This is a genomic window from Streptomyces luteolifulvus (assembly GCF_008806595.1).
GTDB classification, from domain to species: domain Bacteria; phylum Actinomycetota; class Actinomycetes; order Streptomycetales; family Streptomycetaceae; genus Streptomyces; species Streptomyces luteolifulvus.
In genome coordinates this window covers 276,483-301,039 of record NZ_VZRB01000006.1, presented here as the reverse complement: position 1 = coordinate 301,039, position 24,557 = coordinate 276,483, and the positions used below count along the sequence as shown (strand labels likewise).

Annotated in this window: 20 protein-coding genes; 12 read left to right on the top strand and 8 right to left on the bottom strand. The window is 70.1% G+C overall.

The window, feature by feature from the left end; translation table 11 throughout:
- The first annotated feature begins 32 nt into the window (after positions 1 to 32).
- The 4 genes from F7R91_RS11875 to F7R91_RS11860 are packed head-to-tail and all read left to right on the top strand — an operon-like array spanning position 33 to position 6,655.
- The gene (locus F7R91_RS11875; RefSeq protein ID WP_150947405.1) at positions 33 to 1,310 is read left to right on the top strand and encodes a glycosyltransferase; all 1,278 of its coding nucleotides are present in this window, start codon (positions 33 to 35) and stop codon (positions 1,308 to 1,310) included.
- Complete coding sequence (locus tag F7R91_RS11870; protein ID WP_150947402.1) at positions 1,307 to 2,971, top strand: ArnT family glycosyltransferase; 1,665 nt, start codon at positions 1,307 to 1,309, stop codon at positions 2,969 to 2,971. Before F7R91_RS11875 ends, F7R91_RS11870 begins: the two co-directional genes overlap by 4 nt.
- Positions 2,968 to 4,191, top strand: a complete 1,224-nt coding sequence (locus F7R91_RS11865; RefSeq protein ID WP_150947400.1) for a glycosyltransferase — start codon at positions 2,968 to 2,970, stop codon at positions 4,189 to 4,191. Before F7R91_RS11870 ends, F7R91_RS11865 begins: the two co-directional genes overlap by 4 nt.
- 31 nt (positions 4,192 to 4,222) lie before the next feature.
- Positions 4,223 to 6,655 (top strand): galactose oxidase early set domain-containing protein, encoded by a 2,433-nt coding sequence (locus F7R91_RS11860; protein WP_150947398.1) that lies wholly within the window; start codon positions 4,223 to 4,225, stop codon positions 6,653 to 6,655.
- Here F7R91_RS11860 and F7R91_RS11855 read toward each other — a convergent pair.
- From F7R91_RS11855 to trhA, 3 genes are all read right to left on the bottom strand, one after another.
- The gene (locus F7R91_RS11855; RefSeq protein WP_150947396.1) at positions 6,652 to 7,383 is read right to left on the bottom strand and encodes a Mut7-C RNAse domain-containing protein; all 732 of its coding nucleotides are present in this window, start codon (positions 7,381 to 7,383) and stop codon (positions 6,652 to 6,654) included. The two genes, F7R91_RS11860 and F7R91_RS11855, sit on opposite strands and share 4 nt — an antisense overlap.
- 34 nt (positions 7,384 to 7,417) lie before the next feature.
- Positions 7,418 to 8,047: a TetR/AcrR family transcriptional regulator gene (locus F7R91_RS11850; RefSeq protein ID WP_456243065.1), complete on the bottom strand. Its 630-nt coding sequence runs from the start codon at positions 8,045 to 8,047 to the stop codon at positions 7,418 to 7,420.
- A gap of 86 nt (positions 8,048 to 8,133) precedes the next feature.
- Positions 8,134 to 8,847 (bottom strand): PAQR family membrane homeostasis protein TrhA, encoded by a 714-nt coding sequence (gene trhA, locus F7R91_RS11845; protein WP_150947392.1) that lies wholly within the window; start codon positions 8,845 to 8,847, stop codon positions 8,134 to 8,136.
- A gap of 329 nt (positions 8,848 to 9,176) precedes the next feature.
- Here trhA and F7R91_RS11840 point away from each other — a divergent pair, with 329 nt between their 5' ends.
- A complete protein-coding gene (locus tag F7R91_RS11840; protein WP_150947390.1) occupies positions 9,177 to 11,006 on the top strand; it encodes a phosphoenolpyruvate carboxykinase (GTP) in 1,830 nt (609 codons plus the stop codon).
- Between the two features lie 277 nt (positions 11,007 to 11,283).
- On the top strand, positions 11,284 to 11,982 hold the full coding sequence (locus F7R91_RS42630; RefSeq protein WP_225320607.1) for a YncE family protein: 699 nt from the start codon (positions 11,284 to 11,286) through the stop codon (positions 11,980 to 11,982).
- A 126-nt stretch (positions 11,983 to 12,108) separates the two neighbouring features.
- Here the strand turns inward: F7R91_RS42630 and F7R91_RS11830 are convergent, their stop codons facing one another.
- From F7R91_RS11830 to F7R91_RS11820, 3 genes are all read right to left on the bottom strand, one after another.
- Complete coding sequence (locus tag F7R91_RS11830; protein WP_225320606.1) at positions 12,109 to 13,050, bottom strand: hypothetical protein; 942 nt, start codon at positions 13,048 to 13,050, stop codon at positions 12,109 to 12,111.
- Between the two features lie 570 nt (positions 13,051 to 13,620).
- Positions 13,621 to 14,040 carry an SCO4983 family protein gene (locus F7R91_RS11825; RefSeq protein WP_150947388.1) on the bottom strand — a complete coding sequence of 140 codons (420 nt, stop codon included), beginning with the start codon at positions 14,038 to 14,040 and terminating at the stop codon, positions 13,621 to 13,623.
- A gap of 61 nt (positions 14,041 to 14,101) precedes the next feature.
- Positions 14,102 to 15,313 carry a pyridoxal phosphate-dependent aminotransferase gene (locus F7R91_RS11820; RefSeq protein WP_150947386.1) on the bottom strand — a complete coding sequence of 404 codons (1,212 nt, stop codon included), beginning with the start codon at positions 15,311 to 15,313 and terminating at the stop codon, positions 14,102 to 14,104.
- Between the two features lie 125 nt (positions 15,314 to 15,438).
- On the opposite strand from F7R91_RS11820, the gene F7R91_RS11815 reads away from it, so the two are divergent.
- From F7R91_RS11815 to F7R91_RS11805, 3 genes are all read left to right on the top strand, one after another.
- Positions 15,439 to 16,188 carry a hypothetical protein gene (locus F7R91_RS11815; protein ID WP_150947384.1) on the top strand — a complete coding sequence of 250 codons (750 nt, stop codon included), beginning with the start codon at positions 15,439 to 15,441 and terminating at the stop codon, positions 16,186 to 16,188.
- Positions 16,189 to 16,397: 209 nt separating this feature from the next.
- The gene (locus F7R91_RS11810) at positions 16,398 to 18,170 is read left to right on the top strand and encodes a P-loop NTPase fold protein (RefSeq protein ID WP_150947382.1); all 1,773 of its coding nucleotides are present in this window, start codon (positions 16,398 to 16,400) and stop codon (positions 18,168 to 18,170) included.
- A gap of 100 nt (positions 18,171 to 18,270) precedes the next feature.
- The gene (locus tag F7R91_RS11805) at positions 18,271 to 19,122 is read left to right on the top strand and encodes a S1 family peptidase (protein ID WP_150947380.1); all 852 of its coding nucleotides are present in this window, start codon (positions 18,271 to 18,273) and stop codon (positions 19,120 to 19,122) included.
- 26 nt (positions 19,123 to 19,148) lie between these two features.
- Here F7R91_RS11805 and F7R91_RS11800 read toward each other — a convergent pair whose 3' ends face one another.
- Positions 19,149 to 20,759, bottom strand: a complete 1,611-nt coding sequence (locus F7R91_RS11800) for an N-acyl-D-amino-acid deacylase family protein (protein WP_150947377.1) — start codon at positions 20,757 to 20,759, stop codon at positions 19,149 to 19,151.
- An 11-nt stretch (positions 20,760 to 20,770) separates the two neighbouring features.
- On the bottom strand, positions 20,771 to 22,036 hold the full coding sequence (locus F7R91_RS11795; protein ID WP_150947375.1) for an amino acid deaminase: 1,266 nt from the start codon (positions 22,034 to 22,036) through the stop codon (positions 20,771 to 20,773).
- A gap of 136 nt (positions 22,037 to 22,172) precedes the next feature.
- Between F7R91_RS11795 and F7R91_RS11790 the strand changes: the two genes are divergently transcribed.
- From F7R91_RS11790 to F7R91_RS11780, 3 genes are read left to right on the top strand one after another with little or no spacing between them, the layout of a single operon-like run.
- A complete protein-coding gene (locus tag F7R91_RS11790) occupies positions 22,173 to 23,330 on the top strand; it encodes a sugar kinase (RefSeq protein WP_150947373.1) in 1,158 nt (385 codons plus the stop codon).
- Positions 23,327 to 24,088 carry an IclR family transcriptional regulator gene (locus tag F7R91_RS11785; protein ID WP_150947371.1) on the top strand — a complete coding sequence of 254 codons (762 nt, stop codon included), beginning with the start codon at positions 23,327 to 23,329 and terminating at the stop codon, positions 24,086 to 24,088. The genes F7R91_RS11790 and F7R91_RS11785 overlap by 4 nt, the downstream gene beginning before the upstream one ends.
- Entirely contained in the window at positions 24,085 to 24,495 is a 411-nt protein-coding gene (locus tag F7R91_RS11780) for a RidA family protein (RefSeq protein ID WP_150947369.1), read from the top strand. Before F7R91_RS11785 ends, F7R91_RS11780 begins: the two co-directional genes overlap by 4 nt.
- Positions 24,496 to 24,557 lie beyond the last annotated feature (62 nt).

Here is a 24,557-nt window from a genome sequence, read left to right as displayed (position 1 = left end):
GACAGGGGGCTTTGGGATCTGGGGGGATCTGGTTGTTGACGTCTGTCTTCATTGCTGCTGTCTCGCTGGCCTTGTTCTGGATGGCTGCCTTCACCTTGTGGTGGCAGATGCACGCGTGGCGTACGCCCGAAGTGCTCGCCTCCACCCGTTTCAGCAGTCCGGACGGTGACCAGCACGTCTCCTTCTCGCTGCTGCTTCCGGCGCGGCACGAGCAGGCCGTGCTGGACCACACCATCCAGCGGCTGCTGGAGTCCACACACACCGATTTCGAGATCATCGTCATCGTGGGGCACGACGACCCCGAGACCACGGCGGTGGCCGAGAGGGCCGCCGAACGCGATGCCCGCGTCCGTGTCGTCGTCGACACCCATGAGAAGAAGAACAAGCCGAAGGCCATGAACACGGCGCTGCCGCACTGCCGCGGCGATGTCGTCGGGGTCTTCGACGCCGAGGACCAGGTCCACCCGGAGCTGCTCGCCCATGTGGACCACGCGTTCCGGACCACCGGCGCGGACGTCGTCCAGGGCGGGGTGCAGCTGATCAACTTCCACTCCAGCTGGTACAGCCTGCGCAACTGCCTGGAGTACTTCTTCTGGTTCCGCTCCCGGCTGCATCTGCATGCCCAGAAGGGGTTCATCCCGCTCGGCGGCAACACCGTCTTCGTACGGACCGATGTGCTCCGAGAGGCCGACGGGTGGGACCCCAACTGCCTCGCCGAGGACTGCGACCTCGGTGTGCGGCTGTCCAGCGTCGGCAAGAAGGTCGTCGTCGCCTACGACTCCGACATGGTGACCCGTGAGGAGACCCCGGGCTCGCTGATGTCCCTGCTCAAGCAGCGCACCCGCTGGAACCAGGGCTTCCTTCAGGTCTACCGGAAGAAGGACTGGAAGCAGCTCCCGGGCTTCGGGCAGCGGCTGCTCGCCCGGTACACGCTGATGACGCCGTTCTTCCAGGCCTTCTCCGGTGTCGTCATCCCGCTCAATGTGGCGATCGCCCTCTTTCTCGATGTGCCGGTCGGGGTCGCGTTCATCACGTTCCTGCCGGCCGTCACCGCGCTGGTGACCTTTGTCTTCGAAATCGTGGGACTGCACGACTTCGGCAAGCAGTACGGGCTCCGAGTCCGCTTCGTCCACTACGTCAAGCTCCTCGTGGGCGGCCCCTTCTATCAGGTCCTCCTCGCCGGGGCCGCCGTACGCGCCGTGTGGCGTGAGCAGCGCGGCCAGAACGACTGGGAGTTGACCACTCATGTCGGCGCTCACCTCACCGAGGCCGACGTGATCCAAGAGTCCCGAGAGGACGTTCCTGCGTGACCTCCACCCTTCCCGCGGTGACCACTGCCAAGGTCCCCGCGCAACGGCAACCTGCGCCTGAGGAGCGTTCGACCGGTCGAACAACTCCGCCGAAGCCGACGCGGCTCCGCTCCTCCCGGCCCGACCTTCTCCTGTGCGGTGCGCTCCTGGTGGCGATCCTCGTCGTGCAGGGTTGGAACATCGGCTCCTATCCCACGCTCAGCGACGACGAGGGCACCTACCTCGCCCAGGCCTGGGCGGTCCAGCAGGGCAAGGGCCTCGCCCACTACACGTACTGGTACGACCATCCGCCCCTCGGCTGGATCCAGATAGCCGTACTGACCTGGATACCGTCGCTGATCAGCCCCGAGTCGATGACCGTCGGCTCGATGCGCGTCATGATGCTGGTGATCAGCGGTGTCAGCGCGGTCCTGGTCTTCGTGCTCGGGCGCCGGCTGTCGCTGCCGCGCTGGGCCGCCGGGCTCGGCATGGTGATCTTCGGGCTGTCGCCGCTGTCGGTGGTGCTCCAGCGTGAGATCTTCCTGGACAACCTCGCGGTGATGTGGACGCTCCTGGCGTTCACTCTCGCCGCCTCGCCGAGCCGGCATCTCTGGCACCACTTCGGCGCGGGCATCGCGGCCGCCACGGCCGTCCTCACCAAGGAGACGATGCTCGTCATCCTGCCCGCCGTCCTGCTGACGATGTGGCGGCACGGCCACCGCGACACCCGGAAGTTCGCGCTGACGGGCGCGATCACCGCCTGCGCGCTGATCGGCTTCTCGTACCCGCTGTTCGCCGTCCTCAAGGGCGAGCTCTTCCCGGGCGGCGGTCATGTCTCGCTCATCGACGGCCTCAAGTACCAGATGACCAGGCCGGGTTCGGGCTTCATCCTCGACCGGGGCTCCGGTTCGTGGGGCGTGCTCCAGTCGTGGCTGTACTACGACCGGGTACTGATCGTCGGCGGTCTCGCGGGTGCCCTGCTGCTCCTGGCCACCTGGCGCTGGTCGGTGACCGCCCGCGCGCTGGCCGGCCCGTGCCTGGCCGTGGCGATCCTCGCCGTGGTCGCGATGCGCCCCAACGGCTATCTGCCCGCGATGTACATCATCCAGGCCCTGCCCTTCCTCGCCCTCGTCCTCGCCGGAGGGACCGCCTCGGTCGCCCACGCGGTGCTGCGCCGATGGCGGAGCACCGGCGAGAAGCGGTTCGTCACTTCAGGCCGGTACGCGCTCGCGGCCGCTCTCGCGCTCGCCGCCGGCGCCTATGTCGTTCCCCACTGGTACGAGGGCGACCGCGTCGCCGTCACCGCCGACGCCAACGCCCCCTACCGGGCCGCCTCGAAGTGGCTGGCCACGGAGGTGGACGACCCGACCGACACGCGCGTCCTCGTCGACGACGCGCTCTGGCTGGACCTGGTGCACGCCGGGTACGAGCCCGGGCTCGGCGTCATCTGGTTCTACAAGGCCGACCTGGACCCCGCCGTGACGAAGACGATGCCCCGCGGCTGGAAGGACCTCGACTACGTCGTGGCCTCCCCGACGGTGCGGCGCGACGCGGTCGACCTGCCCAACGTCAAGGCGGCCATCCAGCACTCGACGCCGGTCGCCACCTTCGGCACGGGCGAGGACCGGATCGAGATCCGGCAGATCCAGACCACGGGCAGCGCCTCGGGAGGCGAGCGATGAGCCAGGACTACACCGTCCCGGGACGGCTGAACGATCCGGCCGTCCGGGCCGCCGCGAAAGCACCGGCCGAAGCGCCCCGGGGGCGGACGAGCCAGGATGACGTGGCGGAACCGGGTGCGGTCACGATCGTCGTGCCGACCTTCAACGAGTCGGCGAACGTACGGCAGTTGCTGCGCCAGATCACCGAGTCGGTGCCGTCGCGGCTGCCCTGCGAGGTCGTGTTCGTGGACGACTCCACCGACGACACCCCCGAGGTCATCCGCGAGGCGGCCAAGGACTGCCCGTTCCCGGTCACGGTGCTGCACCGGGACGAGCCGGTGGGCGGCCTCGGCGGGGCGGTCGTCGAGGGGATGAAGGCGGCCACGTCCGACTGGATCGTCGTCATGGACGGCGACTGCCAGCATCCGCCGTCGCTGGTGCCGGAACTCGTCGCCACCGGCGAGCGGGCGAACGCCGGCCTGGTCGTCGCCTCCCGCTACATCAAGGGCGGCAGCCGCGCCGGGCTCGCGGGCAGCTACCGGGTGGCCGTCTCGCGGGGTGCGACCTGGCTCACCAAGTCCCTCTTCCCGCGCAAGCTGCACGGCATCTCCGACCCGATGAGCGGCTTCTTCGCGATCCGCCGCAGCGCCGTGACCGCGGACGTCCTGAGGCCCCTCGGCTACAAGATCCTCCTCGAACTCGCGGTGCGCAGCCGCCCGCGCGAGGTCGCCGAGGTGCCGTTCGTCTTCCAGGACCGGTTCGCCGGGGAGTCCAAGTCGAGCGCCCAGGAGGGCTTCCGCTTTCTGCGCCATCTGGTCGGCCTGCGGACCGCCTCGCCCGTGGCGCGCATGGTCGGCTTCGGTCTGATCGGCCTGACCGGGTTCGTGCCCAACCTGCTCGGGCTGTGGGCGCTCACCGCGCTCGGCATGCACTACGTACCGGCCGAGATCCTCGCCAACCAGCTGGGCGTCGCCTGGAACTTCGTGCTCATCGAGCATCTGCTGTTCCGCGACCGCCGCGAGCACCGGCGCTGGTGGGACCGGGTCGGCCGGTTCGCGCTGCTCGCCAACGCCGACCTGGTGCTGCGCATCCCGCTGATCGCCCTGTTCGTGCACCGGCTCGGGATGGGTGCACTGTCCGCCACCGCGCTCGCGCTGGTGACGACCTTCGTTCTGCGCTTCGTGGGGACCGAGGCGCTGGTCTATCTGCCGCGCAGGGGAGTGCGCAGGGCCGCCCGATGAAGCACAGGAGCCGCACAGCAAGGAGAACCACGTGACACAACCCCGCGTGACCAGCCACAGTCCGAACAGACTCCGAAGAAGGACGGCACTGGTCGGGGTGGGCGCCCTGACCGCCGGTCTTCTGCTCACCTCGCCGCAGTCCGCGGCGGCCGCCAACCTGGTCAAGAACCCCGGGTTCGAGACGGCCGGCGCGGACGGGATGCCGTACTGCTGGGAGAAGTCCGGCTGGGGCGACAACGACTTCACCTTCACCCACACCTCCGACGCCCACTCCGGCGGCAAGGCCATGAAGGTCGAGCTGACCCGCCGGGTCGACGGCGACCGCAAGGCGCTGATCACCGAGTCGACGGAGTGCGCGCCGGTGGTGACGGCGGGCAAGCAGTACGACCTGTCGCTCTGGTACAAGACGACCACCCCGGACGCGAACGTCACCCTGTTCCGGCACGACACGACCGCCGGCTGGCAGTACTGGACCGACCTCAAGACGCTGGAGATGCAGGGGAACTGGACGCAGGCCACGGTCCGCACCCCCGAGATCCCGGCCGGCACGGACCGCATCACCTGGGGTGTGTCGGTGTACGGCACCGGCTCGGCGACGACCGACGACTACACGATGGAGCAGGTCCCCGACGTCCTGCCGCCCGCGGCCTGCACCGGCACGGCCGAGGAGTGCGCCAACGGCAAGTGGGATGTGCTGCCCACGCAGAACCCGGTCCGCTCGATGCACTCCGTCGTCCTGAAGAACGGCAAGGTGCTGCTGATCGCGGGCTCCGGCAACAGCGAGGAGCAGTTCAACGCGGGCACGTTCACCAGCGCCGTCTACAACCCGGCCACCGGCAGCTACAAGGTCGTCCCCACGCCGAAGGACATGTTCTGCGCCGGCCACGTCCAGCTCCAGGACGGGCGCGTGCTGGTGATGAGCGGCAACAAGGCGTACCCGGTGCCGGGCGGGCACGGCTACGAGGGCTTCAAGGACTCGTACATCTTCGACCCGGTCACCGAGACCTACAGCAAGACCAACAACATGAACGACGGCCACTGGTACCCGTCGGCGACCGAGCTCGGCAACGGTGACGTCATCTCCTTCGGCGGGCTGCGCGAGGACTCGTCCGGCTCGGTGACCGCCGAGTACTGGTCGGACAAGGACCAGCAGTGGCAGCCGCTGTGGAAGGTCAACCAGACCTGGTCGTTCTGGGGTCTGTACCCGTCGATGATCCTGATGCAGGACGGCCGCCTCTTCTACTCCGGAAGTCATGTCTTCGGCAACAACATCCCGGGCACCGGCTCGGCGGTCTACGACTACGACGCCAACACGATCACGCAGATCCCGGGCCTCAGGAACAAGGACGAGCGCGACCAGTCGGCGAGCGTGCTGCTGCCCCCGGCGCAGGACCAGAAGGTCCTCACCCTCGGCGGCGGCAACATCGACTCCAACCCTGACGCCAACCGGCTGACCGACATCATCGACCTCAAGCAGGCCAACCCGTCCTATGTGGCCGGCCCGCCGATCCCGCAGGGCACGGTCGACCTCGGCAACGGCAAGGTCGCCCAGACCGGCAACCAGGGCAAGATGTACGTGTCCGCCGTACTGCTGCCCGACGGCAAGGTCCTGGAGACGGGTGGCGCGCTGCACAACCGGGCCGATCCGGTCTTCGAGTCGTCGATCTACGACCCGGAGAGCAACACCTTCGACCCGGTGGCCGCCGACCCGCAGGCCCGCGGCTACCACTCGTCGTCGTTCCTGCTGCCCGACGGGCGGGTGATGTCGACCGGCGACAACCCGGGCAACGGCACCTGGAACCACAACGTGTCCATCTACACGCCGCCCTATCTGCTCAAGGGCACGCGTCCGACGATCACTTCGGTGATCGACACCGAGTGGAACTACGGCGACACCCAGCGGATCACCGTCGACCGGCCCGTCGCCAAGGCCGAGCTGATCCGCCCGGCGGCGGTGACCCACTCCTCGGACCCGAACCAGCGGTTCGTGGACCTGCCGCTGTCGGTGGACGGCAACAACGTCGACCTGAACGTGACGAGCAACCCCAACCTGGCCCCGCCCGGCTGGTACATGCTCTTCGCGGTGGACGCGAACGGCGTGCCGTCGGTGGCGAAGTGGGTGCACCTCCAGGGCCCGCAGGCGCTGAGCGCCACCGACGCCTCGGCGCACGTCCACTCCTTCGCCGACTCGCTGGAGGGCAAGGTCACCAAGCCCGGGAAGAAGCGGACCTCGCAGAAGGTGCCCGTCACCGTCTCCGGCTGCGACCGGCACTACGGCTCGATCAATGTGTGTGTGCCGACCGCCTTCCCGGCGAAGGTGAAGAAGACGACGGCCGCGCGGTGCGCCTGGCTGAAGAAGAACGACTACGGCCGGCTGAAGATCAACGGCAGGGACGACCCGCTGGGCCTGGACCGCAACCGGGACGGAATCGCCTGCGGAAAGGCCGACGTGACAAAGAGCTAGCGTTCACCCGCGAACTCGTCCAGGGCGCGCTCCACGATGGCCACCAGCTGCTCGTGGTGCGCGCCCTTCCAGTACGCCCGCCCGCACTGCCGGCACTGTGCGAAGACGTCGTACGACCGCTGCGTCCCGCCCTGCAACTGGTCCGCCACCTCCTCCTTGGTGGCCTCCTTGAGCAGTCCGTTGCAGGCGGTGCACCGGGTCCATGGCCTGAGCTCGGGCCGGAACCGGTCCAGGACGTCCCGCAGTTGCTCCTCGGGGCGGGTGCTGTAGACGAAGGCGCCCGCCCACAGTTCGCGGCGGCGCAGCAGGCCGCGGTCGCGGCTGAGCATGACCCGCTTCTCGGCGGCGGAGCGGGCGGCGAGGGCGGGGTCGCCGATGTCCGTCGACTCGTACGCCGTGTCCACGCCCAGCAGGCGCAGCCGCCGGGCGAGGGTTCCGAGGTGGACGTCGAGGAGGAAGCGCAGGGGCGCGCCGTGTACCCGCTGGGGCCGCTCGACCGTCCGTACCCGTACGGATTCGCCGCCTGCCGGGATGTACGACACCGGGACCTCGCGGCCGTCGACGAGGAGCACGCCGACCTCGGTCAGCGGGACGCCGGCCGACTCGACGACATGGCCGAGGGAGGAGAGTCCGTCGACGGCGAGCGCGCTCGCGCCGTCCCGCCGCCCCTGCGGGACGAAGACGGCCAGCTCGGGGGCGAATTCCAGGTGGATCTCCGGTGCGCTCACCGGGTCAGCATGTCACGGCGGCCCGTGCGGGGGCTCAGCGATTTTCCCGGGGGAGGCCGTGTTGCAGGATGTCCAGGGTCCGGTCGACGAGGGCGGCGAAGTCGTCCCGGTGGCCGTTCTCGGCCCAGTAGAGGGAGGTCTCCATCAGGCCGCCGACGAGGGACATCGCGTACACCCTCACCTCCAGGCTGTCCGGGTCCCGGCCGGTGCGCTCGGCGATGGCGGTGCAGAGCATGCGGCCGGTGACCGACATGCTCTCCATCATCCGGGAGCGCACCGCGGGGACCTGGACCATCAGACGGGTGCGCAGCCGGGCCACCTCCGGGTCCTGCTCGACGCCCGTGCGGACGGCCTCCCGCATCACATGCCGGATGGTGTCCGGCCACGGTTCGTCCACGGGCCGGGCACGCAACTTCTCCAGTAGGACCGGGTCGGACTCATCCGTGAGGACGATGTCCTCCTTGGCCGGGAAGTAGCGGAAGACGGTCGACGGTGACACCTCGGCGCGGTCGGCGATCTGCTCGATCGTCGTGGCGTCGTACCCCTGTTCCTTGATCAGTGCGTACGTCGCGGTGCGGATCGCCTCACGCGTCTTGATCTTCTTCCGCTCGCGCAGCCCCAGCCGGGGGCGGTCGGCGGGGGAGGTGGTGCGTGCGGCCGTCATGGAGGTCATTGTCGGGCATGGTCGGCAGGCCACGAAATGAGAGTAGCTCTCAAAATGGAGGGACTGTCCATCACGGGCAGCGGGTGTCACCCGTGCTGGTAGGCCACCAGTGAGATCCCGACGTAGTGGACGACGAACGCCGCCAGGGTGAAGGAGTGGAACACCTCGTGGAAGCCGAACCAGCGCGGTGACGGGTTGGGGCGCTTGATCCCGTAGATCACCCCGCCCGCGCTGTAGAGCAGGCCCCCGACGATCACCAGGACCAGGACCGCTATCCCGCCCGATCGCATGAAGTCCGGCAGAAAGAAGACGGCCGCCCAGCCCATCGCGATGTAACAGGGGGTGTAGAGCCAGCGCGGGGCGCCGACCCAGAACACCCGGAAGACGATGCCCGCGGCCGCCGCTCCCCAGATGCCCCACAGCAGCCACTGCCCCTTGGCGCCCGGCAGGAGCAGCAGGGTCAGCGGGGTGTAGGTGCCCGCGATGATCAAGAAGATATTGGCGTGATCCAGACGGCGCAGAATGCCGTCCATCCGGGGGTTCCATGTGCCCCGGTGGTACAGCGCGCTCACGCCGAACAGCAGGCACGCCGTCAGTGCGTAGATCCCGCAGGCGATCCGTCCGCGGGGGGAGTCGGCGAGGGCGGTCAGCACCAGGCCCGCGACGAGCGCGGCCGGAAACATGCCGAGATGCAGCCAGCCGCGGAGCTTGGGCTTGACCGGATGCGGCAGGGAGAGCGCGACGGGACCGCGGCCGGCGGCCGGCGTGTCCGTGGGCGCGTCGGGGACGGGCGCAGTCATGCGGCGCATCGTACCTACGGAACCGTAGGTTACGGATCGCTTCCGCCTACGGAACGGCGAAGAGTGGCCATTCTCTCATGGGAGTTGGCGGGTCGCCTGTTACGCAAAAGAACCTTCAGCTGAACCCAACGTGCACGCAAAGAGGCAGTTCTACACGTGGCGATCCTCACGTCGCTCACCTGTGCGCTCCTCTGGACATATGCGCACTCTCGTCGGATGATCAAATGAGTGCGGTCGGCACCGGATGAGCGCCAGAGTCACCCCGAGACGCATCCGGGTCGCAGCCCCCACGGGGCCTCCAACAAAAAACCCTTCTTCTAGGAGCAATCGTGGCGCGCGACATCGCGGCTCCCCCCGTCCCCACCAACCACCAGGAACTGATCTCCTGGGTGAACGACATCGCCGAACTGACGCAGCCGGACAGCGTGGTCTGGTGTGACGGATCAGAGGCCGAGTACGAGCGACTGTGCGAGGAGCTCGTGGCCAAGGGAACCTTCAGGAAACTCGACCCGATCAAGCGCCCCAACTCGTACTACGCCGCTTCCGACCCGACCGATGTCGCGCGGGTCGAGGACCGGACCTTCATCTGCTCCGAGAAGGAGGAGGACGCCGGCCCGACCAACCACTGGAAGGCACCCGCCGAGATGCGGGAGATCTTCCGGGGGACCGACGGCCAGGGCGGTGTCTTCCGCGGCTCGATGCGCGGCCGGACGATGTACGTCGTCCCGTTCTGCATGGGCCCGCTGGGCTCGGACCTCTCCGCGATCGGCGTCGAGATCACCGACTCCGCCTATGTCGCCGTGTCCATGCGCACGATGACCCGTATGGGACAGCCCGTCCTCGACGAGCTGGGCTCCGACGGCTTCTTCGTGAAGGCCGTGCACACCCTCGGCGCCCCGCTGGCTCAGGGAGAGGCCGACGTCGCGTGGCCGTGCAACTCCACCAAGTACATCTCCCACTTCCCCGAGACCCGCGAGATCTGGTCCTACGGCTCCGGCTACGGCGGCAACGCCCTGCTCGGCAAGAAGTGCTACGCCCTGCGCATCGCCTCCGTCATGGCGCGTGACGAGGGCTGGCTCGCCGAGCACATGCTGATCCTGAAGCTGACCCCGCCGCAGGGCGAGTCCAAGTACGTCGCCGCCGCGTTCCCGAGCGCCTGCGGCAAGACCAACCTCTCCATGCTCGACCCGACCATCTCCGGCTGGACCGTGGAGACGATCGGTGACGACATCGCCTGGATGCGGTTCGGTGAGGACGGGCGGCTGTACGCGATCAACCCCGAGGCCGGCTTCTTCGGCGTCGCGCCCGGCACGGGCGAGCACACCAACGCCAACGCCATCAAGACCTTGTGGGGCAACTCGGTCTTCACCAACGTCGCGCTCACCGACGACGGCGACGTGTGGTGGGAGGGCCTGACCGAGGAGGCTCCGGCCCACCTCACGGACTGGAAGGGCAACGACTGGACTCCGGCAGCCGAGACCCCGGCTGCCCACCCGAACTCCCGCTTCACCGTCCCCGCCTCGCAGTGCCCGATCATCGCGCCCGAGTGGGAGGACCCGAAGGGCGTGCCGATCTCGGCGATCCTCTTCGGTGGCCGCCGCGCCACCGCCGTACCGCTGGTGACGGAGTCCTTCGACTGGAACCACGGTGTCTTCCTCGGCGCCAACGTGGCCTCCGAGAAGACCGCCGCCGCCGAGGGCAAGGTCGGCGAACTGCGCCGCGACCCCTTCGCCATGCTGCCGTTCTGCGGCTACAACATGGGTGACTACATGGGTCACTGGGTCGATGTCGCCAAGGACAAGGACCAGTCGAAGCTCCCGAAGATCTACTACGTCAACTGGTTCCGCAAGAACGACGAGGGCAAGTTCGTCTGGCCCGGCTTCGGCGAGAACAGCCGCGTCCTGAAGTGGATCGTCGAGCGGCTCGACGGCAAGGCCGAGGGCGTCGAGACCCCGATCGGCATCCTGCCGACCAGGGAGGCCCTGGACACCAACGGCCTGGAGCTGGCCGACTCCGACCTGGACTTCCTGCTCACGGTCGACAAGGAGGTCTGGCGCGAGGAGGCCGCCCTGGTCCCCGATCACCTCAACACCTTCGGCGAGCACACCCCGAAGGAGCTGTGGGACGAGTACCGGGCGCTGGTGGAGCGCCTGGGCTGAGCGTCCTCCCGAGAACTCCGCGGCCGGTCCGATCTTGCCCTGACCTGCGATCGTCACGGCCGGCCGCGGTGCAGACCGGCGAGGTCCCGTACAACGGCGTGCGGGGCCCTGGGCCTGTCGTCGTACTCCCCGTCCGCCCCGACGGGACCGGTACGACGACAGGCCTTCGCCCGTGGTCGCGCCCCCTTGATCCAAGGATCTTCACGGCTGTTACATGGTTGTCACAGGTGTCTGTCCGAACGCAGCGGACACCCAACTCAGCCTGTGGGGGGCACAGTTGAATGCTGCACACCGTCCCGGACGTCTCGCGGCCACACTGGTCGCCGCCGCACTCGCCGGGGCCGGCCTGACCGTCGCCGCGGCGCCCGCCGCCCATGCGGCGGCCTCCGACGCGGTGGCCAAGCTGCCGATCTCGTCGTTCTCGGCGATCGCGGTCGACTCCGTGCACCAGCGCGTGTTCGTGGCGGACAGCAACACCGACTACTACCTCAACAAGGGCGTCATCGCCGTCTACGACTTCCGGGGCGAGCGTCTGACCACCCTCCAGACCCCGGCCCATGTCTCGGGTCTGGCCCTCAGCGCCGACAGCAGCAAGCTCTACGCCGGTCTGCGCGAGCAGATCCAGACGTACGACACCACCACCTTCCAACCGGCCTTCCTCGCCTCCACCAACACCGACACCTGCGGCCGGGAACTCGCCTTCTCCGGCGGCCAGTTGTACTTCACCACGCCCTACTCGCAGGATGCGGGCGCGTGCCCCACCGCCCAGACCCATCTGGACGGCATCGTGAACGGCGTGCACACCCGCACCGGCTGGAACGACTACGGCAAGCTCAAGATCGAAGCCGGCCCGGGCAACCGGATGCTGATGGGCCAGCCGCGCAACGACAACGCGGCCGACCCCTTCCTCACGGTGTACGACACCAGCGACGGCTCTCTCGTACGAGGCGCCGCCCCGCCGCTTCGCCGACAGTGAGGGCAAGGGCGCCCTCGATCTGAAGGACCTCGCGTTCTCCGCCGACGGCAGCAAGGTCGCCGTCGCCGACGCGGCCCACGGCACCCGGCTGCTCCACACCGGCGATCTGTCGGACGCGGCGAACGGCTACCCGGCGCTCCCGTCCGGGGCCACCGCGAGATCGGTCGCCCTCAGCGGCGACGGCTCGTACCTGGCGCGCGGCGCGGCGGCCACCGGCTCCACGCCCGACCTGCTGCTCCAGCCCGCCGACCCGGCCGACTCGACGGCCCCGCTGGAGTTCGTCTTCGAAGGCAGCCTCGACGGCGACCGGGTCGCCCCGCGCGGCATGGAGTGGTCGGCCGACGGTTCCCGGCTGTTCGCGGTCACCACCAATGCCGCCGGCAGCCAGTACTGGCTGCACTGCACGCTGACCAGCTTGCGCATCAGGGGCGCGGTGCGGTCGACGTCGGCGTCGCTCGCGGCGACCCGGCCGCCGTTCGCGACATAGGAGGCGGCGGCGAGATAGAGGGCACCCGAGTTGGAGGTCTCCGGGTCGGTGGAGGCGATGAAGAGGGTGCCGGTCAGCTCCCCGTACTGGGCGGCGCCCTCGAGCTGCTGCCAGGTCCGGTCGCGGCGGGCCGCGTCGAGATACGCCGCCATCTTCAGGGTGCCGCGGTTCTTGTCCAGCGTGGCAAGCCCGCCCGCGGCCAGCACCTCGGCGGCGCCTCGGTGCGCCACGACGACGAGGGGCGAGTAGAAGGGCCGCGGCAGGGTTCCGCGTACGTGGTACTTGCCGGCGAGTTCGTCGGCGGGAGCCCGGCTGGAGGGGAAGGCGAAGTCGTAGCCCTTGAGGTCGAGGCCCTCCATGGCCCACGAGCCGGACGTCTCCGTCTTCACGGTGTAGCCCTTGGCGGCGAGGGCCTTCACCACGTCGGGATCGGCGAAGAACTCCGCCTTCTCCGATCCGATGACTGCGCGCACGGTCTTCGTTGCCGTGCCCGTGTCCCCGTCTTGCCGGCCCGCTACGACGGCTGCCACCACTCCGCCGATCAGCAACACCGCGAGGACGATTCCTGCGATACGTCTCACGGCGGGGAGCGTGCTCGCGGAACTCCACATTCCTGGGTGGGGTGGGTTAACGGAGGGTGAAGTGGCCTTACCGTTATGCAACGGGAACGACGGACTATGCAACGGGAACGACGGACTCCGGTGAACGGCTTCTCTCCACCGCGACGGCGCGATGCCGCGCCGGGGGTTTGCGGCGGTGCCGAGTTGCGGGTTGCAGGGTGCAGGGGTCTTGCCCGGTATGCGACCGGCGCACCTTCCTCCCGCCGCGACGGCGCTCAGCCGGGACGGTCGATTGCGGCGGTGCCCAGCCCTCCGGTGCAACGCACAGCGTGTCTGTCTGGCCGCGATGTTCCGCTCACCCGCGCTTGCGGGGTGCCGCTCTCCTTGGGACGGGCGCCGCCCCAGCGGTACGACTGCCCGCGGCTGGGCTGGTGTTGCCCGCGGCTGGGCCGGTGCTGCTGGCGGCACAACTGCGCGATGCTATGTGCCGCCCGCAGTTGGGCCCGCTCAAGCCAACGCAGTGCGTGGCGCCCGGTCCGCGCGTCGCTCTGGGACGCGCGGACCGGGGCCGTTCGGGGGGAGCCGGATGGCTCAGTGGGGGGCGAGTTCGCGGGGCCCCAGTGCCGCCGCGTGCGCGTCCATCTGCTCGGCCGCCAGGATCGCCGCCGCCGTGTCGGCGCGCGACGCCGCGACGACCAGCGCCCGCCCGGCGAGGGTGTGCGCCCGCTGATGCAGCGCCGTGAGCTGGGTCTTGCGGCCGCCGGAGGCCACCGCGCGGGCCGGTGTACGTCCTCCCCGCAGCCGGGTCACCTGCTCGGCGAGCCGCTCGGCCGCGGCCTCCAGCTCGGCGGAGGGCGCCAGCGCTCGCAACTCGTCGGTGACGGCGAGCAACGCCGCGAGATGGCCCGCGAGCTGGATGTCCAGCTCTTCCTCGCGGGACCTGTGGGGGAAGTCCGAGGTGGTGCCGGCCATCGGGCTGTGGACCGACTTGGTGCGGATCGGTTCGTACATGGATGGCCTCCTGTGCTGTCAGGAAGCCATCCTACATTAGAACGCGTCTAAAGTTGAGTGTTCACGGCTGGCTGTAGCCGCCCAGGAAGTTCCCGATCCGGGTGACCGCGTCCCGCAGGTCGCCGACCGCCGGCAGGGTGACCACCCGGAAGTGGTCCTGCTCGGGCCAGTTGAAGCCGGTGCCCTGGACGACCATGATCTTCTCCTGCCGCAGCAGGTCCAGGACCATCCTCCGGTCGTCCTTGATCTTGAAGACGTTGGGGTCGAGGCGCGGGAAGAGATACAGCGCCCCCTTCGGCTTCACGCAGGTCACGCCGGGGATCTGGGTCAGCAGCTCATGGGCGACATCCCGCTGTTCCCGCAGCCGCCCGCCCGGCAGCACCAGGTCGTCGATGGTCTGCCGTCCGCTGAGTGCGGCGACGACCCCGTGCTGACCCGGCATGTTCGCGCACAGGCGCATGTTCGCGAGGATCGTCAGGCCCTCGATATAGGAGTCGGCGTGGGCGCGCGGCCCGGAGATCGACATCCAGCCGACCCGGTAGCCGGCCACCCGGTACGCCTTCGACATGCCGTTGAAGGTGAGGGTGAGCAGGTCGGGGGCGATCGACGCGGTCGCGGTGTGCGTGGCACCGTCGTACAGGATCTTGTCGTAGATCTCGTCCGAGCAGACCAGCAGGTTGTGGCGGCGGGCGATGTCGGTCAGTCCCTTGAGCACCGCCTCGTCGTACACCGCGCCCGTCGGGTTGTTCGGGTTGATGATGACGATCGCCTTGGTGCGGTCGGTGACCTTCCGCTCGACGTCCGCGAGGTCGGGCATCCAGTCGGACTGCTCGTCGCAGCGGTAGTGGACGGCCGTGCCGCCGGAGAGGGAGACGGCCGCGGTCCACAGGGGGTAGTCGGGCGACGGTACGAGGACCTCGTCGCCGTCGTCCAGCAGGCCCTGCATCGCCATCACGATCAGCTCGGAGACGCCGTTGCCGATGAAGACGTGCTCGACGTCCGTCTCGATGCCGAGGGTCTGGTTGTGCATGACGACGGCCCGGCGTGCGGCGAGCAGGCCCTTCGCGTCGCCGTAGCCGTGCGCCGACGACACGTTGCGGAGGATGTCCTCCAGGATCTCGGGCGGGCACTCGAAGCCGAACGCGGCCGGGTTGCCCGTGTTGAGCTTGAGAATGCGGTGACCGGCCGCCTCGAGCCGCATCGCCTCCTCGAGCACCGGGCCCCGGATCTCGTAACAGACGTTGGCGAGCTTGGTCGACTGGATCACCTGCATGTCAGGGAGCTTACGGCCCGGTAACGCGCCGTGGGTCGTGTTTTCCGCCACGTGAGACGCACGCTTTGACCGGTTATGGGCAACGGCTGTCCTAGGGGCCCCTTCAGTCTCTAGAATGCGCGGCCATGTCCAAGCCACCTCAGTACGACAACGGGGCGTACGGCGCGGACGGGACCCAGGGCCCGCCGACCGTGTACCATCCGTCGGCACCGCCTGCCCCGGAGTACGAGGGGTACAGAGATCCGGCGGCCGCCCACGGCTGGCAGAACGCCTACGACGAGACGTGCCGGCTGCCCCGGATACCCGACGGCGGCGAGCCCGGTCCGGGGGCCGGCGACTACGCGGCCTCGGATGACCGCGAGGCCGGGAGCCACCAGGCGGCCGGCGGCCGGCCGGACGAGCATGCCGCGTGGGGGGCCGGCGGTCCGGGCTCCGAGTCCGACTGGGAGGCGGCAGCGGACCCGGACACCCGAGTGGGCCGGCGTGCCCGCAGGCAGCGCGCCCGGCGCCGTATCGCGGTCGCCGCGGGCGCGGCGGGTGCCATGTCCGTGGCCGCGCTGGTGGCCGGGTTCTCCTTGTCCGGGTCGTCGGGCGACAGGGAGGGCAAGCACGACCGCACGGGCCGTCCGACGATCGGGGAGTCCGAGGCGCCGGAGGAGTCGGCCGCAGTCCTGTCGTCCGGCGGTGCGCAACGGTCCGCTCCCGCGTCCGCGAGCACCCCGGCGGACGCCTCCCCGTCCGAGACAGACACGCAGGGCCCCTCGACCACGCCGAGCAGCTCCGCCACTCCCACCCCAACGACCACCGCGAGCACCTGGGTACCGGGCAACTCCAACGGGAAGCCGGGCCGCGGAAACGCGAAGCGCGACAGGTAGCGATGTCGTCCGCCGAGGGGATCTGAGCGCGCCGTTCGCGGCACGGCTGTCGCCACCCCCACCACCGACCGCGTGAGCGCCCCACCCGGGCCCTCCGCTTCCGCCGAAGAGACCGAAGCACGCTCAGCCACGCTCAGCGGCGCAGCCACCAGCGTCCCAAGCAGCCCCGCATGCCGATAGGTTGACCCTGCCGAAGGGGGAGGCAGGGCATGGAGTTCTCGCTGCTGAACGACGAACCGGTCACCGCTGCGGAGGCGGATCTGCTCGGGACCGGCCGCGCCGCCCGCGAGTTGGCGAACCTGCTGGACGCCTCCCGGAGCGCGACCCCTTTCACGCTCGCCGTGGACGCCGGGTGGGGCATGGGCAAGAGCAGCCTGATGCGGCTGGTGGAGACGGAGCTGCGGCAGCGCGGGGACGTGGAGACGGTCTGGTACAACGCCTGGACCTCCACGGGGGCCGACGCCCTGGAGGGGCTGATCAAGTCGGTCCTGATGCGGTTCGACCGGCGGGTGCTGCGGCGCGCGGTGCACCGGCTGGCCGAGCACAGGACGCTGATCACGGCTGTACGCGCGACGCTCACCGTGGCCGTCGCGCCGTTCGGAGTGGCGGGGCTCGTCGACCGGCTATGGCATGAGCTGTCCGTCGGCCCCAAGGCCCGTAACGCCATGCGGGACGCGCTCTACGACCTCGCCACCGAGTGGGCCGAGACGGCACAGCACGAGCCGCGGCGGCTGCTCGTCGTCTTCGTGGACGACCTCGACCGCTGCTCGGAGGAGACGGTCCTCGCGGTGTGCGAGGCGGTGAAGGTCTATCTCGACGTGCCGGGACTCGCGTTCGTGATCGGCTGCGACCGGTCCGCGCTCGGGCCGTCGGGACTGCTGCGGGAGCTGGGACCGGCCGGTTCGGCGTTCATGGAGAAGATCTTCCAGACGAGCTACCGGCTGCCGGCGGCGGGCGGCGAGGACCTGGAGGCGTACGTCCGTCACTGCGCCGAACACTGCGGGCTGCGCGAGCTCCTTGACGACGACCTGGTGAGGCTGATCGCCGACCGCTCGGCCCGCAACCCGCGCCGGATCAAGCGGCTCATCAACGGCTTCGGCCTGGAGTGCTCCCTCAATCCCGTGTGGGCGGGGTTCAAGCCGGAGGCGGTCATCAGAACGCTGCTGCTCCAGCATCTGTACCCGGACTTCTACCGCATCCTCGTGGCAGGCGACGGCACCTACGCCCACGCGGCCCACGAGTTCCTCGAATACCGGGTGGCCCGGCGGGTGCTGAGCCAGTGGGCCCAGGCAGATCCCGAGGTGTGGCGGACCACGGTGGACTCCGTGACCGGACACGGTCTCGCGGCACCGGACCCCGAGGACCGGGACACCTGGGAGGCCGTACGGGCCCGGCTGGAGGAGGAACTGCCCACCGCGTTCCCGGCGTTGGCGCGCGACCAGAACTTCGTCCCTCTCGTCGAGGAGTGGATGCGTCTTCCGCAGATCGACGATCTGGTGAAGCAGTTGCAGGAGGGCGGGGCGGCGCCCGTCACCGCGATCCGCGCTGACGAGGAGCCGCGGACGGCCGCGGACGGGACGCCGGCCGAGGGCCGGGACACCTACCGGGGCATCCGTGTCCTGTGGGTGGACGACCATCCGGAGAACAACACGTCCTTCGCCCGCTATCTGGAGCAGCACGGCGCCCATGTCCTGACGGCGGAGAACGGTCAGGCCGCCGACCGGATGCTCGGCCTGCACGCCGTCGATCTGGTGATCTCCGACGTGGCGCGCGGCCTCGACCGGGACGCCGGGCTGACCGACCTCGCCCGCTGGCGTGAGTGGGGGAGCTTCGACGGGCCCGTCGTGTTCTTCACCGGCCGGGTCACCCCGGCACGCGAACAGCGCTGCCGTGAACTGGGTGCCGTGATCGCGGTCGACGGTACGGCGCTGTTCGATCACATCGACGCCGCAACCGTCGAAATCCGCCAACGCCGGTCTTGAAATAACTCCTTGCCCGTCCACCCCTCTGTAATGACAATGCCCATGACAAGACAACGCCCGGAAGATCTCCGGTCGTTCACGTCTCAGAGGGGACCCCCACATGAGAAAGCCTCTCCTTGCCACGCTCACAGCCCTGGTGATATCCGGGGCGGGCATGGCACCCGCGGTCGCCGCGACCGACCAGGCGGCACCCGCGAAGAAGGCGTCGCCGACGCTGAAGGCCGTCAGCCTCGCCGGGACCGTCGCACTGAGCAACTGCTCCGGCTCCGTCATCCGCTTCCCCAACTCCGCGGACACCGACCCGGGCTTGGTGCTCTCCAACGGCCACTGCCTGGAGACGGGCTTCCCGGAGCCCGGCGAGGTCATCGTCAACCAGGCCTCCAGCCGCTCCTTCGGACTGCTCAACTCCTCCGGTACACGGGTCGGGACGCTGCGCGCCAGCAAGGTCGCCTACTCGACGATGACCGACACGGACGTGACGATCTATCAGCTCACCCGCTCTTACGCGTCCATCAGGAACACCTACGGCATCAGCCCGCTGACCGTGCAGGACACACACCCGGCCGCCGGCACCGCCATCACGGTCGCCTCCGGCTACTGGAAGCGGCTGTACAACTGCAACATCGACGGGTTCGCGTACCGCCTCAAGGAGGGCGACTGGACCTGGAAGGACTCGGTCCGCTACACCTCCGCCTGCCAGACCATCGGCGGAACCTCCGGCTCGCCGGTCGTCGACCAGGCCACGGGCAAGGTCGTCGCCGTCAACAACACGGGCAACGAGGACGGCGAGACCTGCACCGTGAACAACCCCTGTGAGGTCGACGCGAACGGCAACGTCACCGTCCGCGAGGGCATCAACTACGCCCAGGAGACCTACCAGATCCCGGCCTGCTTCACGACCCGCAACCAGCTCAATCTGAACGCGAGCGGCTGCGTTCTGCCCAAGCCGTAGGCGCAGGGACGCGGAAGGGTGTTCCGTCACACGGGACTGCGACGGACCGCCCGCCCCGCCAGTACGTCCGTCCGCCGCCCGTCCTCGATCACGAACCGGCCGTCGACGAGGACGTGGGGGATGCCCGTCGGGAGGGTGCGCGGCCGCTCGAAGGTGGCGCCCGCCGCCACCGTCGCGGGGTCGAACAGCACGAGGTCCGCCCGGTGGCCCTCGCGGACCACACCCCGGTCCGGCAGCCGCAGCCGGGCCGCCGGACGGCCGGTGAGGTGGGCGATGCACTCCTCCAGCGACAGCACGCCCAACTCCCGCACATAGTGGCCGAGATACCGCGGGAAGGTGCCGTAGGCGCGCGGGTGCGGCTTGCTGCCCTGCAGGATGCCGTCGGAGCCGCCGGTGTGGACCGGATGCCGCATGACGGCCGCCACGTTCTCCTCGTGGCCGACGTGCTGGAGGATCGTCGGGCCGAGCCGGTCCTCGACCAGCAGCCGGCGGGCGGTCGCCCAGGGGGCCTCGCCGCGCAGCAGCGCCGACTCCTGGACCGTACGGCCCACGAAGTCGCCCAGCGCCGGATCCGTCACGCCGGAGATCTCGACCGTGTCCCAGTCGACGGGCACACCGTGGCAGCCGTCGGCGCCGACGGTCTCCAGATCGTGCCGGATGCGTTCGGCGGTCTCCTCGTCCGCGAGCCGCGCAAGGACCGCCTCCGGCCCGCCCTCGCCCGCCCAACCGGGCAGCAGGGCGACGAGAGTGGTGCAGCCGGGGGTGTACGGGTAGGTGTCGAGGCTGATGTCGGCCCCGCCCGCCAGCGCCTCGTCGAGGAGCGACAGCAGCTCGGGCGCCCGGCCCTTGTTCACACCGAAGTTCAGGGTGGCATGGGCGAGGTGGAGCGGGCAGCCGGCCTCCCGGGCCACGGCCACCATCTCCTCGTACGCCTCCAGCGCGCCGGCGCCGTAGGAGCGGTGGTGGGGGCAGTAGTAGCCGCCGTGCTCCGCCACCACCCGGCACAGCGCGGTGAGTTCGGCGGTCCCGGCGTACATGCCGGGCGTGTAGGTCAGCCCGGAGGACAGGCCGACGGCGCCCTGCTCCAGGCCCTCGGCGACCAGCTGCCGCATCCGCTCCAGCTCCCGCGGGGTGGCCTCGCGGTCCTCCCAGCCGACGACGAGCGCGCGGACCGTGCCCTGGGGGACGAGATAGGCGGCGTTGACCGCGATCCCCCGGTCGAGCCGGTCGAGGTACTCGCCCACCGACCGCCAGTCGAAGTCGATGTCGTCGCCGGGGCCGTTCCAGCCGGTGACGGCCCGGCGCACCTCGTCGAGTGTGCGGTCGTCGACCGGCGCGTACGACAGCCCGTCCTGGCCGATGACCTCCAGCGTCACGCCCTGCGCCGCCTTCGCGCTGTGGTCGGGGTCGCGCAGCAGGGCCAGGTCGCTGTGGGCGTGCATGTCGATGAAGCCGGGGGAGAGGACCAGGCCCTCGGCGTCCAGTTCCCGGCGTGCCTTGGGGCGCTGACAGCCCGCGGCCGCCGCCTCCTTGACGACGGACACGATCCGCCCGCCGTCGACGACCACGTCGGCGCGGTACGACGGGTCACCGGTGCCGTCCACCACGTCCGCGTCCCGGATGACGAGCTCCTCCACGCCGTAACCCCCTAGAAGAACGTACGGATGTAGTCGACGACCGTGCCGTCCGCCTCCGCCACCGGAATCAGCGGCCACTTGTCGAAGGACGTGCACGGATGGGACAGGCCGAGGCCCAGCCAGTCGCCGATCTCGATGTCCGCCCCGGGGGCCGTCCGCAGCCAGGCGTGCTGGTCGGACAGGGCGGTCACCTCGATTCCGGCGGCCGGACGCTCGGTGCCGTCCCGCCGGACGACCTGCGCGAAGGGCAGGCCGAGGTCGTAGGCGGCGTCCCGCTTGCCCGCGTTGACGAACGCCTGGTCGGGCGACGGGCGGGAGACGACCTGGGTCCACAGGCGGAAGGCGGGCTCCAGGGCACCCTCCTCGGGCACCCGGTTGAACGGCGTCAGCTTGCGGTAGTGGCCGTCGTCGTGCGAGACGTATGCGCCCGAGCGCAGCAACTTCAGTACGGGGGACGAGAGTTCGGGGATCTCGGCGAACACGTCGGCCACCGCGTCGAACCAGGCGCTGCCGCCCGCGCTGACCACGATCTCCTCGACGCCCGGGAAGCGCCCGGCCTTGTCGAAGCCGACGGCCAGCGCGACCAGCCGCCGCAGCCAGGCGTGCACCCGCTCCGGGTCCGCCCGCGGGACCTCACCCTCGTAACCGGCCACGCCGACCAGCCGCAGCGCCGGCGTGGCAGCCACCGCGTCCGCGACCGCCGCGCACTCCGCCTCCGTACGGACCCCGGTCCGGGCGCCCTCCCCGCCGGCCAGCTCGACGACCACGTCGATCGGGCGGGCCGCCCCGCGCAGCGCCTCGGCCATCAGCTCCACTCCGCGCGCGGAGTCGGCGTAACAGATGAAGCGGAAGCCGGGGTCGGCGTCGAGTCCGGCGGAGATCCAGCGCAGGGCCGAGGGGTCCACCAACTCGTTGGCGAGGAACACGCGTTGTACGCCGAACGCCCGCGCCACCCGCACCTGGTGCGGCACCGCCAGCGTGATGCCCCAGGCACCGTGCTCGATCTGACGCCGGAACAGCTGCGGGGCCATGGAGGTCTTGCCGTGCGGGGCGAAGGCGAGACCGTGCCGGGCGGCATACGTCTCCATCAGCTGCAGATTGTGCTCCAGGCGCTCGGCGGACAGCGCGAGTACCGGCGTCGCGAAGCCGCCGGTGAACAGGTTGCGGCGCTGGGCGGCCAGCTCGCCGACGGTGAGGCCGTCGGCGTCCGGGGGAAGGCCCTTGAAGCGGTGATCGACGCGCTCCTCAGCCAGTCCGGCGAGCGCCTCTGTGCTCATGGAACCTCCCTGATCAGGCACGTTGCGATGTATGCAACGACCATTGCGTATATCGCTCTCTGCTGTCTAACATCTCGCCCGACGCGGGGTCAACGAGGCCGCAGCCCCCGCACCAGGCCCAGGAGCTACGACGATCGTGACCCCCAGCGGACTCCGCAATGCCCCCGACGTCGTGGACGTCGTCGCGCTCGACGAGTCCATGGTCACCTTCCTGCCCTCCCGGCCGGGCCGCCTCGCCGACGTACCGTCCTTCGAGAGGGCCATCGGCGGCGCGGAGTCCAATGTGGTGTGCGTGCTGGCCGCGGCAGGGCATTCGGCACGGTGGGTCAGCCGGGTCGGCGCGGACGGCTTCGGGGACCACCTGGTCGAGACGATCGGGTCGTACGGAGTCGACGTCGCGTCCGTACGACGCGATACCGCCCGCCCGACGGGCGTCTACTTCCGTACCGCCGGTGACCGGGCCACCGACGCCCACGAGGTGGCGTACTACCGCACGGGGTCGGCGGCCTCCGCGATGACGGCGGGGAACGTGGACCTGGGGGCGGTGCGGGCCGGGCGTGTGCTCCATCTGTCGGGCATTACGGCGGCGCTCTCGGGGGAGTGCCTTGCACTGCTGCGGGAACTGACGTCCCCTCGCCCGGGCCGGCCGCTCGTCTCCTTCGACGTCAACCACCGGCCCGGGCTGTGGCGCGATGCCCGCGGACCTGACGTGCTGCTGGAACTGGCGCGCCGTGCCGACCTCGTGTTCGTGGGGGAGGACGAGGCGGAGCAGGCCTGGGGACTCAGCGGCGGCCCCGAAGCCGTCAGGGAGATCTTCCCGGAGCCGGGGGTGCTGGTGGTGAAGCAGGGGGCCCGGGGGGCTACCGTGTTTCTCCGCCCCACCGCGGGCAGCCGTGCCGCCGGGGCGGCGCCCGCCCCGAAGAGCGCCGGCACCCCGCCGGCGCCGGGCCGCGCGGCCCACCCCCGGCCGGCATCGGCCCCGGGCCCCTCACAGCCGGCCGCGTTCGTCCCGGCCCCCCACGTCGACATCGCGGCAGCGACCGGCGCCGGCGACGCCTTCGCCGCCGGCTTCCTCTCCGCCACCCTGCGCGGACTCCCCCTCCGCGACCGCCTCCGCCACGGCCACCTGTGGGCCGCCGCCGCCCTCACCACCCCCGGCGACCTCGCCACACCCCCCACCCGCCACCACGCCGACCGCTTGGCCGCCCTGGACGACGACTCGTGGGGGACACTTCGACTCGGCCCCGGCTGGACGCACACCGAAGAGGCCCCGGAGGAGGCACGCACCCCATGAGCCAGACCGTCGACCGCGCGCTGAGCATCCTGCCGCTGCTCGCCGAGGGACCCGCCGACCTCGGGCAGGTCGCCGACCGCCTCGGCGTCCACAAGTCCACGGCCCTGCGTCTGCTGCGCACGCTCCACCAACACGGCCTCGTCTACCGCCAGTCCGACCAGCGCTACCGCCTCGGCGCCCGTCTCTTCGCCCTCGCCCAGGAGGCGATGGACAACCTCGACATCCGCGAGATCGCCCACCCCCACCTCGTACGCCTCAACGAGCAGTGCGGGCACACCGTCCACCTCGCCGTCCACGAGGAGAACGAGGTTCTCTACATCGACAAGGTGGAGAGCCGCTACCCGGTCCGCATGTACTCCCGGATCGGCAGACCGGTGGCCATCACCGTCGCCGCCGTCGCCAAGCTGCTCCTCGCCGATCTTCCCGAACCCGAGCGCCGCGCCCTCGCCCAGAAGCTCGACTACCCCCTGTACACGGCCCGTTCGACCCCCAACGCCGCTGCCTTTCTGCGGGAGTTGGAGAAGGCGCGTCACCAGGGCTGGGCCACCGACCTCGGCGGCCACGAGGAGTCCATCAACTGCGTCGCGGCCCCCGTCCGCGGTGCCGACGGCCGGGTGGTCGCCGCGATGTCGGTCTCCGCGCCCAACGTCGTCGTCACCGCCGACGAACTGCTCACCCTGCTCCCGCTGGTGCGCCGTACCGCGGACGCCATCAGCGGCGAGTACTCCGGAAGAACCCCTGTGGAGGAGTCCGTATGACCGAGAAGACCGCGCTCGTCCCGAGGACCCACACCACCCCGCCGGCGAAGTTCTCCCACGGCGTCAAGAAGGGCAACATCCTCCAGGTCGCCGGCCAGGTCGGCTTCCTGCCGTCCGGGGAGGGCGGGCCGCCCACGCCCGCCGGCCCCGGCCTGCGCGAGCAGGCCCTCCAGACCCTGGCCAACGTCAAGGCGGTTCTTGAGGAGGGCGGCGCCTCCTGGGACGACGTGATGATGATCCGTGTCTATCTGACGGACGTGGACCACTTCGCCGAGATGAACGAGATCTACAACGCGTACTTCGAGGAGCAGGCGCTCACCGCGCCGCCCGCGGCCCGTACGACCGTGTACGTCGGCCTTCCTGCCGGACTCCTCGTCGAGATCGACGTGCTGGCCGTGCTCGGCTGATGCCGGGCCCCGTCGTGTAGGGGTCTGATAACGAAGTCGGGGTCGGCTGTGTCCGGCACAGG

Bases quoted from the DNA above. Each gene is read 5' to 3' on its own strand.
- F7R91_RS11865 (WP_150947400.1), top strand. From the start codon at position 2,968: ATGAGCCAGGACTACACCGTCCCGGGACGGCTGAACGATCCGGCCGTC.
- F7R91_RS11850 (WP_456243065.1), bottom strand. From the start codon at position 8,047: ATGACGGCCGCACGCACCACCTCCCCCGCCGACCGCCCCCGGCTGGGG.
- trhA (WP_150947392.1), bottom strand. From the start codon at position 8,847: ATGACTGCGCCCGTCCCCGACGCGCCCACGGACACGCCGGCCGCCGGC.
- F7R91_RS11825 (WP_150947388.1), bottom strand. From the start codon at position 14,040: ATGTACGAACCGATCCGCACCAAGTCGGTCCACAGCCCGATGGCCGGC.
- F7R91_RS11820 (WP_150947386.1), bottom strand. From the start codon at position 15,313: ATGCAGGTGATCCAGTCGACCAAGCTCGCCAACGTCTGTTACGAGATC.
- F7R91_RS11815 (WP_150947384.1), top strand. From the start codon at position 15,439: ATGTCCAAGCCACCTCAGTACGACAACGGGGCGTACGGCGCGGACGGG.
- F7R91_RS11810 (WP_150947382.1), top strand. From the start codon at position 16,398: ATGGAGTTCTCGCTGCTGAACGACGAACCGGTCACCGCTGCGGAGGCG.
- F7R91_RS11805 (WP_150947380.1), top strand. From the start codon at position 18,271: ATGAGAAAGCCTCTCCTTGCCACGCTCACAGCCCTGGTGATATCCGGG.
- F7R91_RS11795 (WP_150947375.1), bottom strand. From the start codon at position 22,036: ATGAGCACAGAGGCGCTCGCCGGACTGGCTGAGGAGCGCGTCGATCAC.
- F7R91_RS11785 (WP_150947371.1), top strand. From the start codon at position 23,327: ATGAGCCAGACCGTCGACCGCGCGCTGAGCATCCTGCCGCTGCTCGCC.
- F7R91_RS11780 (WP_150947369.1), top strand. From the start codon at position 24,085: ATGACCGAGAAGACCGCGCTCGTCCCGAGGACCCACACCACCCCGCCG.